At 71.6% G+C, this 18,290-nt stretch carries 15 protein-coding genes; 8 read left to right on the top strand and 7 right to left on the bottom strand.

The genetic code is table 11. From position 1 onward, the window contains the following. Positions 1 to 68: 68 nt before the first annotated feature. Positions 69 to 668 carry a hypothetical protein gene (locus QE410_RS11250; RefSeq protein WP_307331833.1) on the top strand — a complete coding sequence of 200 codons (600 nt, stop codon included), beginning with the start codon at positions 69 to 71 and terminating at the stop codon, positions 666 to 668. 4 nt (positions 669 to 672) lie between these two features. Here the strand turns inward: QE410_RS11250 and dhaM are convergent, their stop codons facing one another. The 4 genes from dhaM to QE410_RS11230 form a co-directional block, all read right to left on the bottom strand. Next, complete coding sequence (gene dhaM / locus QE410_RS11245) at positions 673 to 1,431, bottom strand: dihydroxyacetone kinase phosphoryl donor subunit DhaM (protein ID WP_307331831.1); 759 nt, start codon at positions 1,429 to 1,431, stop codon at positions 673 to 675. Beyond that, complete coding sequence (gene dhaL, locus QE410_RS11240; RefSeq protein ID WP_307331828.1) at positions 1,428 to 2,060, bottom strand: dihydroxyacetone kinase subunit DhaL; 633 nt, start codon at positions 2,058 to 2,060, stop codon at positions 1,428 to 1,430. Before dhaL ends, dhaM begins: the two co-directional genes overlap by 4 nt. Next, positions 2,057 to 3,052: a dihydroxyacetone kinase subunit DhaK gene (dhaK, locus tag QE410_RS11235; RefSeq protein WP_307331825.1), complete on the bottom strand. Its 996-nt coding sequence runs from the start codon at positions 3,050 to 3,052 to the stop codon at positions 2,057 to 2,059. Before dhaK ends, dhaL begins: the two co-directional genes overlap by 4 nt. Positions 3,053 to 3,144: 92 nt before the next feature. Further along, complete coding sequence (locus QE410_RS11230) at positions 3,145 to 3,846, bottom strand: 1-acyl-sn-glycerol-3-phosphate acyltransferase (protein ID WP_261742758.1); 702 nt, start codon at positions 3,844 to 3,846, stop codon at positions 3,145 to 3,147. A 192-nt stretch (positions 3,847 to 4,038) separates the two neighbouring features. Here QE410_RS11230 and QE410_RS11225 point away from each other — a divergent pair, with 192 nt between their 5' ends. Next, positions 4,039 to 4,989, top strand: a complete 951-nt coding sequence (locus QE410_RS11225) for an FKBP-type peptidyl-prolyl cis-trans isomerase (RefSeq protein ID WP_307331822.1) — start codon at positions 4,039 to 4,041, stop codon at positions 4,987 to 4,989. A 9-nt stretch (positions 4,990 to 4,998) separates the two neighbouring features. Further along, entirely contained in the window at positions 4,999 to 6,081 is a 1,083-nt protein-coding gene (dxr, locus tag QE410_RS11220; protein WP_307331817.1) for a 1-deoxy-D-xylulose-5-phosphate reductoisomerase, read from the top strand. A gap of 392 nt (positions 6,082 to 6,473) precedes the next feature. Here the strand turns inward: dxr and QE410_RS11215 are convergent, their stop codons facing one another. Next, entirely contained in the window at positions 6,474 to 8,132 is a 1,659-nt protein-coding gene (locus tag QE410_RS11215; RefSeq protein WP_307331814.1) for a Mur ligase family protein, read from the bottom strand. Positions 8,133 to 8,219: 87 nt separating this feature from the next. Here QE410_RS11215 and QE410_RS11210 point away from each other — a divergent pair, with 87 nt between their 5' ends. Continuing rightward, positions 8,220 to 9,536: a site-2 protease family protein gene (locus QE410_RS11210; protein ID WP_154921262.1), complete on the top strand. Its 1,317-nt coding sequence runs from the start codon at positions 8,220 to 8,222 to the stop codon at positions 9,534 to 9,536. A gap of 120 nt (positions 9,537 to 9,656) precedes the next feature. Here QE410_RS11210 and QE410_RS11205 read toward each other — a convergent pair whose 3' ends face one another. Continuing rightward, a complete protein-coding gene (locus QE410_RS11205; protein WP_307331811.1) occupies positions 9,657 to 11,591 on the bottom strand; it encodes an anthranilate synthase family protein in 1,935 nt (644 codons plus the stop codon). A 209-nt stretch (positions 11,592 to 11,800) separates the two neighbouring features. On the opposite strand from QE410_RS11205, the gene ispG reads away from it, so the two are divergent. The 4 genes from ispG to QE410_RS11185 all read left to right on the top strand — a co-directional run bounded on the left by ispG (position 11,801) and on the right by QE410_RS11185 (position 17,209). Beyond that, positions 11,801 to 12,952 carry a flavodoxin-dependent (E)-4-hydroxy-3-methylbut-2-enyl-diphosphate synthase gene (gene ispG / locus QE410_RS11200; RefSeq protein ID WP_175456644.1) on the top strand — a complete coding sequence of 384 codons (1,152 nt, stop codon included), beginning with the start codon at positions 11,801 to 11,803 and terminating at the stop codon, positions 12,950 to 12,952. A 75-nt stretch (positions 12,953 to 13,027) separates the two neighbouring features. After that, positions 13,028 to 14,212: a benzoate/H(+) symporter BenE family transporter gene (locus QE410_RS11195; protein WP_307331806.1), complete on the top strand. Its 1,185-nt coding sequence runs from the start codon at positions 13,028 to 13,030 to the stop codon at positions 14,210 to 14,212. A 188-nt stretch (positions 14,213 to 14,400) separates the two neighbouring features. After that, the gene (locus QE410_RS11190; RefSeq protein WP_307331803.1) at positions 14,401 to 16,197 is read left to right on the top strand and encodes a proline--tRNA ligase; all 1,797 of its coding nucleotides are present in this window, start codon (positions 14,401 to 14,403) and stop codon (positions 16,195 to 16,197) included. A gap of 190 nt (positions 16,198 to 16,387) precedes the next feature. Continuing rightward, positions 16,388 to 17,209, top strand: a complete 822-nt coding sequence (locus QE410_RS11185) for an aldo/keto reductase (protein WP_307331800.1) — start codon at positions 16,388 to 16,390, stop codon at positions 17,207 to 17,209. Between the two features lie 149 nt (positions 17,210 to 17,358). On the opposite strand, the gene QE410_RS11180 is transcribed toward QE410_RS11185, so the two are convergent. Next, positions 17,359 to 18,168: a DUF1206 domain-containing protein gene (locus QE410_RS11180; protein ID WP_307331798.1), complete on the bottom strand. Its 810-nt coding sequence runs from the start codon at positions 18,166 to 18,168 to the stop codon at positions 17,359 to 17,361. Positions 18,169 to 18,290 lie beyond the last annotated feature (122 nt).

Raw genomic sequence — 18,290 nt, 5'->3', positions numbered from 1 at the left:
ACCTTCACCCCTGCGTTCGGGGGAAGCAGGCGGGGTCGAGATGACCTGCCGATCGATACCGTCGGGTCATGAGTTTCGACGTCATCGAACGCTTCTTCAAACTGACACTCGACAACGTCTACCGCTTCGTCTGCGCTGTCCTTTTCATCGCGGCGCTGTGGGGTGCCTCCCAGGACATACGCCCCCTCCGGCAGGTGGCGCGACTGCTCGTGTGGCTGGGCGCACCCAGTGCGTGGCTCGCGTCGGTCGAGACCTGGTTCGCGGCACGGGCGGGTGCCCTCGTTGTCGTTTCCGTTCTGCTGCTGATCATCGCCGTGGTGTTCGCGATGCGCGATCGATGGGGCAGCCGCGCGGGTGCGACCGTCCTCTTGGCACTGACGGCGCTGGTGCAGGCCGGCGCGGTCTTCAACGTACTCGCAACAGCGACAACCGCGCTGGTTGCGCTGATGATCGTCTCACTCATCGCGGCCGTGGTCACATGGCGCGCGGGGTTGTCCTTCCCCGAATGGCTCTCCCATACCTGGGAGAGAGTCGGCAACCTCGGCGTCAGCATCGTGTACGCGGGCACCGCATTCCTGAGTCCACTGGGGTGGCTGTTGAACGAGGATTCCTCTCCCACGCGCGGGTCGCGGTGGAATCCCGTCCACGTCAAACGGGTGGATTCCTGACACCTCAGCGCTCGCCGAAGCCGTCGTCGATGAGCGCCCGGAGGTCGTCGAGGGCCTGCCGAGCCTGCGGGCCGGACGCGCTCACCCTGACCCGCGCTCCCGGTCGGATGCCGAGAGCCATGAGCGCGAGGAGGCTGCGCGCCGACACCTGGTCGGAGCCGGCGTCGAGATCGGCGATGCGCACCTCGGCGTCGTATCGCGACGCCGCCTTCACGAACGTCGCCGCGGGGCGCGCGTGCAGGCCCGACGGATTGACCACGACCGTCTCGAACGACAGTGCGTCGCCGACGACTCCGGATGCCGCGGGGACCGCGCTCGACGTCGCCGAGCCGCGGGCGTCGCCGGGGGATGCCGGTGCCTCGGCGTCGCCGAGCTGCCGTCGCTTCGCATCGCCCGCACCGCGGACCTCGGCGGCGACGGCGTCGACGTCGGCACCGCCGGCGGCGGTGACCACGGCGGCGACCAGCCCCTCGACGAACGGCGCCGAGCTCAGCCGGACACGTTCCGGGGCGGCGATGAACTCGAGCGCCGTCTCGGCGCTGAGGATCGCCGAGCCCAGGTCCATGAGCACGAGCACACCGTCGCCGGAGTCGGCCTCGTCGACGGCTGCGGCGATGGCGACGGCATCGGTCCCGAGGTCGCCGTCGGGCCCGCCCCCCGCCACGCGGATCGTGGGCGGGCGGGCTCCCGCCATCTGCAGGGCGAGCTCGACGGCCGCCTCCGCGAGGGCGCGACTGTGCGAGACGGCGACGAGACCGATCACCCGGTGCCCGCCAGGGTGTCGCGCAGCGCCTCGAGGAGGAGGGTCGCCGACGTCGCGCCGGGATCCAGGTGTCCGGCGCTGCGCTCCCCGAGGTAGCTGGCGCGTCCCTTGCGCGCGACGAGCGGCTCGGTCGCATCACGACCGCGCGCAGCGGCCTCGGCGGCTGCGCGGGCGGCCGCGGCGAAACCCTCGCTCGCCGCCGCATCCCACGCGTCCAGCGCGGGGGAGAGCGCGTCGATCATCGTCTTGTCGCCGGGCTCGGCCTTGCCGCGGGCGATCACGCCGTCGACCCCGGCCCGCAGCGCCGCGCCGAGGGTCTCGGCATCCACCTCATCCGAGGCCAGCGCCGGGCCCATCCGCAGGAACAGCGTGCCGTACAGGGGGCCGCTGGCGCCGCCCACCGACGACACGAGGGTCATGCCGACCGTCTTGAACAGCTCGGACGCGCTCGCCGGCGCGGGGTTCAGCGCGGCGACGACGGCATCGAGCCCTCGCGCCATGTTGGAGCCGTGGTCGGCGTCACCGATCTCGGAGTCCAGTCGCGTCAGCTCGTCTTTGTGTCGGTGAACGGCGTCACGGAATGCGCGGATCCACGCGACGAGATCGTCGATCGAGACGGCGTCGCTCATGCGCTCCACCGCAGGCCCGCGGTGACCACCGGGGCGTCCCACAGGCGGAGCATCTCGTCGTCGGCCTTCACGACCGTCAGGGAGGCGCCGGCCATGTCGAGGCTGGTGATGTAGTCGCCGATGAGCACCCGCTGCACATCGACGCCGGCGTCTGCCAGCAACGGTGCGATCTCGCCGTAGAGCAGATACTGCTCGATGAGCGGCGTGCCGCCCAGCCCCGACAGCAGCACGATCGCCGGCCCCACCGGGTCGCCGAAATCGTGGACGATCGGGTCGACCATGAGCTTCGCGATCTCTCGAGCGGATGCCAGCTTCACGCGCGAGCGGCCGGGCTCGCCGTGGATGCCGACACCGACCTCCATCTCGTCGTCGGGGAGCTCGAAGGTGGGGCGGCCCGCGGCGGGCACGGTGCAGCTGGTCAGGGCTACGCCCATCGAGCGGCCCGCGCCGGACACGCGCCGCGCCAGCTCGGCGACAGCGGCGAGATCGGCCCCTTCCTCGGCCAGGGCGCCGGCGATCTTCTCGACGACGACGGTGGTGCCGGTTCCGCGGCGGCCGGCGGTCCAGGTGGAGTCCTGCACGGCGACGTCGTCGGCGACGACGACCGACTCGACCCGCACGCCGGCGGCTTCGGCGAGCTCGGCGGCCATCTCGAAGTTCAGCACGTCGCCGGTGTAGTTCTTCACGATGTGCAGCACCCCGGCGCCCGAGTCGACGGCCTGCGTGGCGGCGAGCACCTGATCCGGGGTGGGGGAGGTGAACACCTCGCCCGCGGCCGCGGCGTCGAGCATGCCGCGACCCACGAAGCCGCCGTGCAACGGCTCGTGACCTGACCCTCCCCCCGACACCAGCGCGACCTTGCCCGCACGCGTCGGCTCCGCTCGCGAGATGACGCGGTTCTCGGCATCCACCCTGAGATCGGGGTGGGCGACGGCGATGCCCCGCAGGGCCTCGGCCAGCACGTCATCGGGGTCGTTCACGAACTTCTTCACGCTGCCTCCTCGTCGTGGCATCGACGGCGGGGGCCGTCGCACCCCCGACGATGCTCGCCGGTGGGCGCCGCGTCAAGAGCGCGCGGCGTGCGTCAGAGGCGTTCGTGGGGGAGGACCTGCTTGATGCGCTCGATCGGGTTCTGCGCGGGGGCCTCGTTGTACGCGTTCGCCAGTTCCTGCTCGCTGAGGGCGTGGATGGCGGCCATGATCTCGTCGGTGGCACCCCGACGGGCACGGCCGGACGACGCCGGACCGTGAGGCGACAGGTCGAGCGGCGTGCCGAAACGCACCGTGATGCGCGGTGACGTGCTCGGGAACTTCGCGCCGACGGGCATGACCTCGTCGGTGCCGAGCAGGCCCACGGGGACGACCGGCGCGCCCGTCTGCAGGGCGAGGAACGCGACACCGGTGCGTCCCTTGTACAGGCGGCCGTCGAGGGAACGGGTGCCCTCGGGGTAGAGCGCGACGGCGCGGCCGTCGTCGAGGAACGCCCGCTGCTGGTCGAGCGCGTCCAGCGCCTTCTGGCCCGCTCCGCGTTCGACCGGGATCGCACCGATGGCGGTGAAGAACTGCCGCGACGCCCACTTCTCGAAATAGGCCGCTTTGGCCATGAAGTGCACGGGACGCGGGGCGGCGACGGGGATCGCGATCGAATCGATGAACGACAGATGATTGCTGGCGAAGATCACGGGACCCGTGCGCGGGACGTTCTCGCGGCCCTCCACGCGCGGGCGGTAGATCGCGCGGGCGAGCGGCGCGATCAAGGAGCGACCCAGGACGTACGTGGCGCCCATCTGCTGCGGCCGTGCTGCGGGGGTTTCGGCGGGCAGGTCGGAACTCACCCGACGAGGTTACTCGTCGCCGCATACCCGCGCGCGCATGACCGGCGCCGACGCGCGAAAGGCGCGCCGCGGTGGGACTCCCAGGCGCGGCAGAGCGGAATGCGCGAAGATGGGATCTTCCCGACTCCCTTCGAGAGGTCTCCCGTGCGCTTCCGCCCGATCGCTTCCCTGTCCGTCGCCGCCGCCGCGGCGTTGCTGCTGGCGGGGTGCTCCGGTTCGCCCGACCAGGCGCAGTCCCCGGATGCCAGCTCGAGCGCTGACGCCGCAGAGTGCGGCACGCCCTTCACCGGCGAGGTGCCCGCCGGCCTCGAAGTGTCGGGCGACTTCGAGGGCCCCGTCACCGTTACCCGCCCGGATGGGTTCGCGCCCACCGCGGTGCAACGCAGCACCGTCATCGAGGGAGGCGGCACGGAGCTGACCGACGGCGATGTGGTGCGGGCGAACTACACCGTCGTTGACGCCACGACGGGTGAGGTTCTTTACGACACGCTCAAGACCGACCCCACGGGCAAAGACCTAGTGCTCGACACCCGGCAGATCTTTGGGGCGGCCTTGGCCTGCATCCCGGTTGGCTCTCGCACCGTTTCCACCTTCCCGGCCGGCACGCTCGGACAGGGATCGCCGGCGTACATCCTGGTGGCGGATGCGATCGAGGATGTCCCGGTCAGCGACGTTCCCCCGACCGACGGGATGCCGACGGTGACCGTCGCGGAAGACGGCTCCCCCACCATCACCATGCCAAGTGCTCCCGCTCCGCAAGAGACTCGGATCGAGAACCTCCGTACAAGTGAGGGCGACCTCGTCGAGCCCGGCGATACGGTCACGGTGCAGTATTCGGGCGCGCTCTATGACGGCGGAACCGTCTTCGACTCGACGTGGCAGAAGGGAACCCCGGCAGAGTTCCCGACCACCGGTGTCGTCCCCGGCTTCCGCAAGGCGCTCGAGGGGCAGGCGGTCGGTTCGCGGGTGCTTGCCGTCATCCCGCCCGCAGAGGGTTACGGCGACCAGGACAAGGGCAGCATCCCGCCGAACTCGACGCTCGTCTTCGTCATCGACATCCTCGGCGTGCAGCACGCCCCCGAAGCCACTCAGTAGGCTGACCGAATGCGCCGCGTCCTCATCCTCGGTTCCACCGGTTCGATCGGGACGCAGGCGCTCGACGTCATCCGCGCCAACCCCGGCCGCTTCGACGTGGTCGGGTTGGCGGCGGGTTCCGACCGCGTCGGCGTCGAGGCGCAGGCCGCCGACTTCGGCGTGGAGCACGTCGCGCTGGGCGCCCTCGAGGCCGAGCAGCTCGTCCGCGACGTCGAGGCCGACGTGGTGCTGAACGGCATCACCGGGTCGGTCGGGCTGGGCCCGACGATCGCCGCGCTCGAGGAGGGCCGCACCCTCGCGCTGGCCAATAAGGAGTCGCTGATCGTCGGCGGCGACCTCGTCACCGCGCTGGCTGCCCCGGGGCAGATCGTGCCGGTCGATTCGGAGCACTCCGCCATCGCGCAGGCGCTCCGCTCCGGCGAGGCGCATGAGGTGCGTCGGCTGGTGCTCACGGCATCCGGGGGCCCGTTCCGCGGTCGCAGCCGTGCCGAGCTCGCCGACGTCACCCCCGCGCAAGCCCTCGCGCACCCCACGTGGGACATGGGCCGGGTGGTGACCACCAATTCGGCGACCCTCGTGAACAAGGGCCTCGAGGTGATCGAGGCGCACCTGCTCTTCGACGTCGCCTACGACCGCATCGACGTCACCGTTCACCCGCAGTCGATCGTGCACTCGATGGTCGAGTTCGTCGACGGGTCGACCGTCGCGCAGGCTTCGCCCCCCGACATGCGTCTGCCCATCTCGCTCGGGCTGGACTGGCCGCACCGCGTCGGGGGCGTCGGCGCACCGCTGGACTGGACGCGCGCGTCGCAGTGGACCTTCGAGCCGCTCGACGAGGAGGCCTTCGGGTCGGTCGCGCTCGCCAAGCGCGTCGGACGGGCGGGGGCGACGTTCCCGGCCGTGTTCAACGCCGCGAACGAGCAGGCGGTAGACGCCTTCCACGAGGGACGCCTGGGCTTCCTCGACATCGTCGAGCTCATCGAGCGCGTCGTCGATCGGCACGAGCCGCCTGCGGCGCTCACGCGCGAGTCGCTCGCCGAGGCCGAGGCCTGGGCGCGCCACACCGCCGACCAGATCATCGCCGCCCGCTGAGCGGCCGCGGGCGCTGCCCATCTCCTGCGGAGACGTCGCTGAGCCCGGTTTCGGAGGCGCGCGTCGGTGCTCGGCACGAGTGCGGTCGCGGCGGCTGCGGGGTTGGGGCGGGCGCTGCACAACTCCTGCACGAGCGTCGCTGACCGCGGCTTCCGCGGCGTGCGGTTCGGGTGTGCAGGAGTTGTGCCGTGCCGGCGGCGGTGCGGCGCTACCGGCGCTCGGCGCTGCGTGCGAGTGCGCTCGCGGCGGCTGCGGGGTTGGGGGCGGGCGCTGCTCAACTCCTGCACGAGCGTCGCTGACCGCGGTTTCCGCGGCGTGCGGCGCGGGTGTGCAGGATTTGTGCCGTGCCGACGGCTTCGAGGCGTGATCCGTCGCCGACCCGCCGCAGAGCCTCAGGCAGGGAAGTCGACCGGGCGCTCGGGGTCGGACGACGGCGTCGAATCGGCCGGATACGGCACCGGCCACTGCGGGTCGGGCACGGCCCAGCCCGCGGCGCGCAGCGCACGGCGCGACAGTTCGCGCGCCGAGTAGGGCGTGCGCACCCCGCGGATGTCGCGGTAGTCCTGGTGGCCGGGGCCGGCCCACAGGATCGCGTCTCCCTCGCCTACGAGCTTCACGGCCTCGAGGATCGCGCGCTCGGGCGGCGTGAAGGCGTGGATCTCGGCGTCGGGTCGCGCCCGGCGGGCGCCCTCGACGAGCACCTCGCGGATGGCATCCGGATTCTCGTGGCGGGGGTGGTGGTCGGTGACGATGAGGATGTCACTGCCCTCGACGGCCGTGCGGCCCATGTCGTGGCGCTTCGTGGCGTCGCGGTCGCCGTCGGCACCGAAGAGCATGACGACCTTGCCGGGGGTCACGCGCCGCACCGCGGCGAGCGTCTTCTCGAACGCGTCGGGGGAGTGGCCGAAGTCGACGTACACCGCCGGCCCCTCGGAGCCCGACACCAGCTGCGTGCGCCCGGGGAGGGCGGCGTCGATCCGCGCGCCGTCGAGCGCGGCGACGAGGCGGTCCCACGCGTACCCCGCCTCGAGCAGCATGACGATCGCGAGTCCCGCGTTGGCGGCCATGTGCCGTCCGATCACCGGCACCACGGTCGTGAGCGAGCGACCGTCGCCCGACCGCAGCGTGAACTGCGTGCCCTCCTGTCGCTCGTCGACGATCTCGACGGCCCAGTCGGCGGTCGCCGTAGGGTCGTGGGCGATGGCCGGGGTGACGATCGTGACGACGGGGATCTCGGCCCGCGCCGCGATCTCGGCACCGGCGGGGGAGTCGAGGCACACGACGCCGCGGCGCGCGCGGTCGGCGCGGAAGAGGGGCAGCTTCGCCTCGAAGTACTCGCGCATGTCGGCGTAGTCGTCGAGGTGGTCGTGCGTGAGGTTGGTGAAGCCGGCGACGTCGAACATCAGTCCGTCGACGCGGTGACGGGTGAGGGCCTGGGCGCTCACCTCGACCGCAACGGCTTCGACGCCCCGCTCGCGCATGAGGGCGAGCAGCGCGTGGAACTCGGAGGCTTCGGGCGTCGTCAGACGCGACACGATGACCTCGCCGGCGATGTGGCGCTCGGCGGTCGACGACAGGCCCGTCACGACCCCCAGCTGGCCGAGGATCCCCTCGAGCAGGTGGGAGACGCTCGTCTTGCCGTTCGTGCCGGTGGTGGCCAGCAACGTCGGCAGATCGTCGTCGGCGCCGGTGCCGTAGACCCAGGCCGACAGCTCCCCGAGCAGGGCGCGGGGGTCGTCGACCACGACGATGGGCAGACCCGCGGATGCGGCGATCTCCGCTCCGTCGGCGTCGGTGATGACGGCGACGGCTCCGCGTTCGGCGGCGGTGGTCGCGAAGTCGGCGCCGTGACGGTTCACGCCGCGGATCGCGACGAAGGCCTCGCCGGCGCGCAGGTCGGCCGTGGCGAGGGTGATCCCGGTCAGGGTCGTCCCCTCGACGTCGCCGACGCTGCGCACGCCGAAGCGTCGGGCCAGTTCCGCGAGGTCGCGGTGGGGCGGTCGCTCCGGCCGGAGCACGGGCGGGAGGTTCGAGGGCACGTCGGTCGGCATCCCGTCCATTGTCTCACCCGGGGTCGCACAGACACCGCATCGGCGCCGCACGGGCGGTTCAAAGCCGGGCGGCGGTATCGTCGCCGGGTGACCGCGATCGCCTTCCTCATCGGCGTGCTCGTGCTCGTGATCGGCCTGGCCGTCTCGATCGCCCTGCACGAGGTCGGGCACCTGCTGCCCGCCAAGCTCTTCGGCGTGCGCGTCGGCCAGTACATGATCGGGTTCGGACCCACGCTGTGGTCGAAGCGGGTCGGCGAGACCGAGTACGGCTTCAAGCTCCTGCCCCTGGGCGGCTTCATCTCGATGGCGGGCATGTACCCGCCGGCCCCCGAGGGGGAGGAGCCGTCGAAGCGTCGCTCGCGGTTCTTCGCGACGATGGTGCAGGACGCCCGGGACGCCAACGCCGAGACCCTCGTCGAGGGCGACGACCGCGTGTTCTACAAGCTCCCGGTGTGGAAGCGCGTCGTCGTGATGCTCGGCGGCCCGGTCATGAACCTGCTGCTGGCTTTCGTCCTGTCGGCGGTCGCGGTGAGCGGGATCGGCGTCGCGGTCGCCACCACCACCGTCGCGTCGGTGTCGGAGTGCGTCATCCCCGCGAGCGAGAACCGCACCGACTGCACTTCGGGCGACCCGGTCGCGCCGGCGGCCGCCGCCGGCATCCGACCCGGCGACGTGATCGTGTCGATCGACGGTCAGGCGGTGTCGACGTTCGCCGAGGCGGCGGCAATCATCCAGGACGCCCCCGGCCGCGCCCTGCCGGTCGTGATCGAGCGCGACGGCACGCAGCAGACCGTCACCATCACCCCGCAGCGGAGCGACCGCGCCGTCACCGACGCTCAGGGGCAGCCCGTGCGGGATGCCGCGGGCCAGCCCGAGTACGAGACGGTGGGCTTCGCGGGTCTGCGCCCCCAGCAGGGGCTCGAACCGCAGCCGATCTGGGTGGGGCCGGAGGCGACGATCCAGCAGGTCGGCGCGGTCGCGCAGATCATGACGCAGCTGCCGGTGCGCATCTACGACACGGCCGCCGATCTGGTGACCGGTCAGCCGCGCGACCCCGATGGGCCGCTGAGCGTCGTGGGCGCGGGGCGCCTCGCCGGCGAGTACGCCGCGGTCGACGCCCCCATCCTCGCGCGCGTGCAGTCGATCATCGGCCTGCTCGCCGGGTTGAACATCGCCCTGTTCGTCTTCAACCTCATCCCGCTGCTGCCCCTCGACGGCGGACACGTCGTGGTGGCCCTGTGGGACGGCATCAAGCGCGCCGTGGCGCGCCTGCGGGGCACGGTTGCACGGCCGGTGGATGCCACGCGCCTCGTGCCCGTGACGTTCGTGGTCGTGGTGCTGCTGATCGGCATGGGCGGCGTGCTGTTCCTCGCCGACATCTTCAACCCGGTGCAGTTGCTGTAGCCGGACGGGCGCGGCAGGACCTGCGCCTGTCGAGGGATCCCGGCGCTGTGCGGAGCCGGGGCTTCGACAGGCTCAGCCGCCTCGGTGGGAGGGCCCTGAGCCTGTCGAAGGGGCCGGGACCTACAGCGCGTGGGCGATCAGCCGCTCCAGGGTGCGCATGCCGTCGCGCGAGAGGATCGACTCGAGGTGGCCCTGCACGCTCGCGAAGCCGGGTCCGCGCAGGGCGTAGACATCGCCGGTCGTGGAGTCCGCGGCGACGTCGATCTCGAAGCCGCTGACGGGCGCGTCGGGCCCGTAAGAGATGCCGCGTCGGTCGCCCGGGTTCACCCGCGCGGTGAAGGTGTTGTAGAACCCGATCGACGCGTCCTCGCCGAAGACGTCGACGCTCTTCTGCAGACCCTGGTGCGGCCGGTCCAGCGGCATGAGCTCGATGCCGAGCGAGTCGGCCAGGATCTGGTGGCTCAGGCACACGGCGAGCAGCGGATCGCGGCGAGCGGTGCGGCGGCCGACGACGTGCCGCATCGCCTCCATGCGCGGGGTGTCGTCGCGCGGGTCGCCCGGGCCGGGGCCCGAGACGACGAGGTCGGCGGCATCCAGGTCGGCATCCGTCACCTGCGACCAGTGCACGATCCGGGTGTCGAGTCCGAGGTGGCGCAGCTGGTGGGCGAGCATCGTGGTGAAGCGGTCCTCGGCGTCGACCACGAGCGCCGTGCGGCCGGCGAAGGGGCCGGAGCCGTCGGGGTCCTGCGGGTTCATCCAGAACGGCGCGAGGCGGTCGTTGCGGGATGCCAGCAGCTCGGCGATCGCGGGATCCTCGCCCAGGGGGCGGCGCGGGGCGGTCGGTGCGTCGGGGTCGGCCGCCGGGGGAGCCGCCGGCGCGTCGCGGGGGATCGCGCCGATCGCGCCGAGCACTCCCGCCGCCTTGCCGTGAGTCTCGCCCACTTCGCCGTAGGGGTCGGAGTGGCGCACGAGCGTCGCGCCGACGGGCACGCGCAGGCGTCCGTCGACGAGGTACGCCGTGCGGATGAGGATGGGCGCGTCGAGGTCGTGCGTGGCCCCCTCGGTCGCGCCGTTCGGGGTGAACAGCGCCGCGACGCCGGAGTAGTACCCCCGGGGGGCGGTCTCGTGCCGGGCGATGACCGTGCACGCGTTCTGCATGGGGGAGCCGGTGACGGTCGGGGCGAACATCGTCTCGCGCAGGATGTCGCGCGGGTCGAGGTCGCTGCGTCCGCGCAGCATGTACTCGGTGTGGGTCAGCCGCGACATCTCTTTGAGGTGCGGGCCGGTGATGCGTCCGCCGTCGCTGCAGACGGCGCTCATCATCTTCAGCTCTTCGTCGACGACCATGAAGAGCTCTTCGGTCTCTTTGGTCGAGCGCAGGAACTCCGCGAGCGTCTCGGCGGTCGCTCCCCCGGCGGGATGGCGGAAGGTGCCGGAGATGGGGTTCATCGTGACGATGCCGTCCTGGGCGCTGACGTGCGCCTCGGGGCTCGCGCCGACGGCGATGTGCCCGTCGGTGACGACGGCGAACGTCCAGTAGGCGCCCTTCTCGTGTTCGAGGAGCGCGCGAAACCACGTGAGCGCGGCGATCCGGGGATCGGCGTCGACGCCGGCGACGAAGTCACGACGGATGACGAAGTTCGCCCCCTCGCCGCGGCCGATCTCGTCGGCGATGACCCGCCGCACGATGTCGGCGTACTCCTCGTCGGCGATGTCGAACCCGGCGTCGGTGAGCGGCACGGGGGAGGAGGGGAGGGATGCCATGACCTCGGCCCGCGGCAGGGCGACGCGCTCGTCGATCACAAGGCAGCGCAGCGGTGCTCCGTCGTCGTGGCAGACGAAACCGCGCTCGCGCACCTGGCGGTACGGCACCAGGGCGAGGACCTCGCGCGCGGTGCCCGCGGCATCCGTCAACGGGATGTCGGCGAGCAGCTCGACGTCGACGACGTCGCCGGTCAGCACCTCGACGGTGGCGCCGTCACGGGCGATCAGCGCGAAGGGAGCGCTGCCGCCGGCGAGGTCGGCGAGCAGGGAGGAGGGGTCGGGCGCGGTCATCGAGGAATCTTTTCGTCTGTGAGGGAGGGTCCGAGGCGGCCGCCGAAAACACGAAGACCGCCCGGGTTCCCCAGGGGGAGGGCGGTCTGTTGCATGCGTGCGCACCGCCTAGACGGTGAGCCACCAGGATGTGTACGCGCGCATGGCGCCGAACCTACCACAGGGCGTCCTCAGCCTCCGTGCGGGGGCTGAGGCGTAGGCTGATCGGCGTGCCTGCAGTGAACATCGGGATGCCCCGCGTGCCGGAGGTCCTCGCGCCTCGTCGTAAGACCCGTCAGATCAAGGTCGGCAAGGTGCTCGTGGGCGGCGACGCCCCCGTGAGCGTCCAGTCGATGACGACGACGCCGACGACCAACATCAACGCCACGCTCCAGCAGATCGCCGAGCTCACGGCATCCGGATGCGAGATCGTGCGCGTGGCCGTTCCGTCGCAGGACGACGCCGACGTGCTGCACATCATCGCCAAGAAGAGCCAGATTCCGGTCATCGCCGACATCCACTTCCAGCCGAAGTACGTCTTCCAGGCGATCGACGCCGGCTGCGGCGCGGTGCGCGTGAACCCCGGCAACATCCGCAAGTTCGACGACCAGGTCGGCGCGATCGCCGCGGCCGCGAAGGCGGCGGGCGTGTCTTTGCGCATCGGCGTCAACGCCGGCTCGCTCGACCGTCGCCTGCTCGAGAAGTACGGCAAGGCCACGCCCGAGGCGCTCGTGGAGAGCGCCGTGTGGGAGGCCTCGCTGTTCGAGGAGCACGACTTCCACGACTTCAAGATCTCGGTCAAGCACAACGACCCGATCGTCATGGTCAAGGCCTACCGCCTGCTCGCCGAGCGCGGCGACTGGCCCCTGCACCTCGGCGTGACCGAGGCCGGCCCCGCGTTCCAGGGCACGATCAAAAGCGCCACCGCTTTCGGCATCCTGCTCTCCGAAGGCATCGGCGACACCATCCGCGTCTCGCTGTCGGCGCCGCCCGCCGAAGAGGTCAAGGTCGGCCACCAGATCCTGCAGTCGCTGAACCTGCGCGAGCGCAAGCTCGAGATCGTCTCGTGCCCGTCGTGCGGTCGCGCGCAGGTCGACGTCTACACCCTCGCCGACGACGTCACCGAGGGTCTGAAAGACATGACCGTTCCTCTGCGCGTGGCCGTCATGGGCTGCGTCGTGAACGGTCCCGGTGAGGCACGCGACGCCGATCTCGGTGTCGCTTCGGGCAACGGCAAGGGCCAGATCTTCGTCAAGGGTCAGGTCATCAAGACCGTGCCCGAGTCCGAGATCGTGCAGACCCTGATCGAGGAGGCGAACCGCCTCGCCGACGAGATGGGCCCCGACGCCGCTCCCGGTACCGCGCAGGTCATCACGGCCTGAGCGCGGCGGACGGTCCGCACGCGAGCGATCGGACCGCCGTCCGTCGGCTTTTGTTCCGATAACGTCGGAAGTCTCATGACCGAGACTCCCGCCGCATCCCTCGCCCGTCCGCTGATCGCCGGGGTCGTCACCGCCCTCGTCGGCTTCACCAGCACCTTCGCCGTCGTCCTGACGGGCCTGCGCGCCGTCGGCGCCACCCCGGAACAGGCGGCGAGCGGCCTGCTCGCGATCACCCTCGTCGTCGGTGTCGGCTGCGTGCTGCTGGCCGGTCGCTATCGCATCCCGATCACCGTCGCGTGGTCGACGCCCGGTGTGGCGCTGCTCGCGGCGACCGGCGTCGTCGACGGAGGGTGGCCGGCCGTCGTCGGCGGTTTCCTGGTGTCGGCGGTGCTCATCCTCTGCACCGCGCTCTTCCCGCCGCTCGGGGCGCTCATCGCGCGCATCCCGCCGTCCATCGCCCAGGCGATGCTCGCGGGGGTGCTGCTCCCACTGTGCGTCGCGCCGTTCGTCGGTGTGGTCGAAGACCCGTGGGGCGTCGCGCCCGTACTGATCGTGTGGCTGGTGGCATCCCGTCTCCTGCCGCGCTGGGCGGTGCCGCTGGCCTTCGTCGCGGCGATCGCCGTCGTGGCGGTGGAACTGTCGCGCACGGGTGCGCAGATGGATGCCGCGGCGCTCGTGCCGCGCCTGGAGTTCACCGTTCCCACCCTCACCGTGGGCTCGGTGATCGGTATCGCCCTGCCGCTGTTCATCGTCACGATGGCGTCGCAGAACGTCCCGGGCGTCGCCGTGATGCGCAGCCTGGGCTTCGCGATCCCGTGGCGGCCCGCGATGCTCGTCACCGGGCTGGGCACCGCCGCGGCGGCCGGCTTCGGCGGTCACGCCATGAACCTCGGCGCCATCAGCGCCGCGATCGCGGCGGGGCCGGATTCGCACCCCGATCCGAAGCGGCGGTGGGTCGCCGGCGTCTCGGCGGGCGGCACGTACCTCGTGCTCGCCGCGCTGTCGGCGGCGTTCGCGGCGATCGTCCTGCTGGCGCCCGCCGGCGTGATCCCCGCCGTTGCCGGAGTCGCGTTGTTCGGAGCCTTCGGCTCGGCCGTGCAGCAGGCGATCGATGATCCGGGGGAGCGGGTGCCCGCGGTGGTGACGTTCCTCGTCGCCGCATCCGGGATCGCGGTGTTCGGCGTCAGTGCGGCGTTCTGGGCCCTCGTGGCCGGTCTGCTGGTGCGGACGGTGCTGCACGTGGGCCGCGCGCGAGGGTGACGGCGGCCATCGCACGGCACGACCGGCTACCGACATGTCGCGCCCGTGACGATGTCATACGACCCATCGATGCAGACCGCCGGGGCGAACGACAACGGCAACACGGCCGTCACGCCTGAGACCGTCAGTGCGGTGCGCTGAGGCCCGGCATCCACTCGGCGTCGTCCCCCGCCCTAGACTCGTCTCTCGTGGTCACCCGTCTGTCGAACTTCTTCCTCCGCACGCTTCGCGAAGACCCCTCGGATGCCGAGGTCACGAGCCACCGCCTGCTCGTGCGCGCCGGGTACATCCGCCGCAACGCGCCCGGCATCTTCGCGTGGCTCCCGCTCGGGCTGAAGGTCAAGGCCAAGATCGAGACGGTCGTGCGCGAGGAGATGGCGAACGCCGGTGCCTTCGAGGTGCACTTCCCCGCGCTGCTGCCGCGTGAGCCGTACGAGGTCACGGGCCGCTGGGAGGAATACGGCGACGCGCTGTTCCGCCTGCAGGACCGCAAGGGTGCCGACTACCTGCTCGCGCCCACGCACGAGGAGATGTTCACGCTCCTGGTCAAAGACCTCTACTCGTCGTACAAAGACCTGCCGCTGACGATCTACCAGATCCAGGACAAGTACCGCGATGAGGCGCGTCCGCGTGCGGGCCTGCTGCGCGGCCGCGAGTTCACGATGAAGGACGCGTACTCGTTCGACGCGACGGACGCCGGACTCGACGCCTCGTACCAGGCCCAGCGCGACGCCTACGAGCGCATCTTCACCCGTCTGGGTCTCGAATACGTCATCGTCGCCGCCGACGCAGGCGCGATGGGCGGGTCGAAGTCGGAGGAATTCCTGCACCCGACCCCCATCGGCGAAGACACGTTCGTGCGTTCGGCCGGCGGGTACGCCGCCAACGTCGAGGCGTTCACCACCGCGGCCCCCGAGGCGCTGCCGATCGAGGGACAGCCCGAGGCCGTCATCTTCGATTCGCCGAACACTCCGACCATCGCGACCCTCGTCGATCACGCGAACGCGCACGTCGACGCCCCGGCGCCCGGCATCGCCGGACCCGCCACGGATGAGGCGACCGCGTGGACCGCCGCCCACACGCTGAAGAACGTCGTGCTCGCCCTCACGCACCTCGACGGCACGCGTGAGCTCGTCGTGGTGGGACTGCCCGGCGACCGCGATGTCGACGACAAGCGCGTCGAGGTCGCCTTCGCGCCCGCCGAGGTCGAAGCCGCCACCGAGGCCGACTTCGCGAAGAACCCGCTGCTGGTCAAGGGATACATCGGTCCGTGGTCGCCGACCGGCGCCGTGCTGGGCGAGGAGTCGGCGACGAAGATCCGCTACTACCTCGACCCCCGCGTGGTCGACGGCACCGCATGGATCACGGGCGCCAACATCGACCAGAAGCACGTGCACTCGCTCGTCGCCGGTCGCGACTTCGTCGGTGACGGCTTCGTCGAGGTCTCCACCGTGCGCGCCGGTGACCCCGCGCCCGACGGTTCCGGCCCGGTGGAGCTCGCACGCGGCATGGAGATCGGCCACGTCTTCCAGCTCGGGCGCAAGTACGCCGAGGCCCTCGGCCTGAAGGTGCTCGACGAGAACGGCAAGCTCGCCACCGTCACCATGGGCTCCTACGGCATCGGCGTCACCCGCATCCTCGCGATCATCGCCGAGCTCAACAACGACGACAAGGGGCTCATCTGGCCCGCCTCGGTCGCCCCGTTCGACGTGCACGTCGTGGCCACCGGCCGCGATCAGGCGGCGTTCGAGCTCGCGGCATCCATCTCCGACCAGCTCGAGGCCGCCGGCCTCGACGTGCTCTACGACGACCGCCCCAAGGTGTCGCCCGGTGTGAAGTTCGGCGACGCCGAGCTCGTCGGCATCCCGCGCATCCTCATCGTCGGTCGCGGCGCCGCCGAGGGCCAGGTCGAGCTGTGGGAGCGCCGCACGGGCGAGCGCGAGACGGTCGCGGTCGCCGACGCCGTGGCGGCCCTGACGCGCTGAGGTCGCACTCCGCCGTTGCGGCGCCTCCACCCCGAGGTTGCGGCTCACCGACATGTCGGTTGCGCCCTGCAACCGCTTGGTCGGCGCGCTGTGGTCTCGCGGTCAGGCGAATGCGCGGCCGCGGGGGCGCGCCGGGGGAGATCGGTCAAGAGGCGTCGGCGAGGGCCGTCGCATGGATAGCGTGGATGCCATGATCTCGGCCCCCCGCCTGTCGCTGTCCGACGGCTCCACAATTCCCCAGCTCGGCGTCGGCACGTACAAGGTGCCGGCCGGCATCACCGCCGGCCTCGTGGAGGGGGCGCTCGCCGCGGGCTATCGCCACATCGACACCGCCGCCCTCTACGGCAACGAGGCCGAAGTCGGCGAGGGACTCCGCGCCTCGGGGCTCGACCGCGACGACGTCTTCATCACCACCAAGGTCTGGAACGACGACCAGGGCTTCGACGAGACGCTGCGCGCCTTCGATGCGAGCGCGGCCCGACTCGGTCTCGACCGCGTCGACCTCTACCTCATCCATTGGCCCATCCCCAGCGCCGACCGCTACGTCGACACCTGGCGCGCACTCCTGCGTCTGCAGCAGGAGGGGCGCGCGACCTCGGTCGGCGTGAGCAACTTCGCCATCGCGCACCTCGAGCGCCTGCGCGACGAGACGGGCGTGCTGCCGGCGGTGAACCAGGTCGAGCTGCACCCGCGTTTCCCCCAGAACGACCTGGTCGACTGGCATGCAACGAACGGCATCGTCACCGAGTCGTGGGCGCCGCTCGCCCGCGGCGGTCTGCTCGACGAGCCGGTGCTCGCGCGCATCGCCGAACGCCACGGCAAGACCCCGGCCCAGGTCGTCGTGCGCTGGCACCTCGACCGCGGGTTGGTCGTGTTCCCGAAGTCGGTGTCGCCCGACCGCATCCGCGAGAACGGCGACGTGTTCGACTTCACCCTCGACGCCGACGACCACACCGCCATCGCCGCGCTCGACACCGGAGAACGCACCGGCCGCGACCCCTCGCTCGACTGACCGCACGGGTCTGCGCCGCAGTCGACAGGCGACGGTGTGCACGCCGCAGGAGATCCGATGAGCGTCGGGCGGTCACACGGGCCCGTCGGCGACCAGCGGACGCCGATCTCCTGCGCTGTGCTCGGACCGGGCGGGCGCGGCGCCGGCCGTCACACGTCGAGGCGGGCGTAGCGTGCGCGGAAGACGGTGAAGACGCCGTAGGCGAGGAACCCCAGCCCGACCAGGAAGGCCAGGAAAGGCCCCGCGGGCAGAGCGATGAGGGCCGAGATCGCGCCGTCGAGCCCGCCCGCGGTGTCGGGTTCGATCTTCACCGCCGCCACCACCAGCAGTACCCCGACGATGGCCAGCGCGACACCCTTCGCCAGGAACCCGAAAATGCCGAACGCGCTGAGGACGTAGCCGACGACTCCGCCGGGCAGGCGCACCTTCGAGCGGAACGAGCGACGCGCGCCCATCCACACGAACCCGACACCCACTCCCGCCACGGCGAGGCCCGTGGCGCCCAGAACGGCCCCGCCGATCGACAGCGTGAGCACGGCTTCGCTGGCGTCCTCGGCGGCCTGCTCGGCCCGCGGCCGGGCGCCGAGGGCGACGGATGCCGAGAGCACGCCGATCACGACGAAGACGATGCCCTGCGGAGCCTCGGCCAGCACCCGTGCCAGTCGCTTCCACCCCGACAGGCCCCGAGGGGTCACCGCCTGCAGCAGATGCCAGCACCCTAGTGCCACGAGCCCTACGGCGAGGGCGCCGAGCGCCGCCGCTCCGAGCGGGATCGCGGCCAGCGCGCGGAAGGCGCCCGTCTGGTCGGTGTCTTCGGCCGCTCCGAAACCGACGGCGAGCACGAGCCCGCCCACGAGCAGGTGCAGGATGCCGTTGGCGACGTACCCCGCGCGAGCGGCGACGCGGAAGACGGGGTTCGCCTCGGCCTCGCGTGCGGCGGAGCGGGCGGAGGACGGCATCCCGGCACCGTATGCCCTCTGCACACACCGCGCCAATCCGTTGCGGTCGCACGGCGCGTCGGCTGGTGCGCGGGCGAAGCGTCCTGGGGGGTTCCTGCGAGGAATACGGCAAACGGGTGAAG

Origin of the sequence: Microbacterium sp. SORGH_AS_1204 (assembly GCF_030818935.1) — a bacterium.
GTDB lineage: Bacteria > Actinomycetota > Actinomycetes > Actinomycetales > Microbacteriaceae > Microbacterium.
The sequence above is the reverse complement of the archived record's forward strand: the minus strand, read 5'-3'. Positions and strand labels throughout refer to the sequence as shown.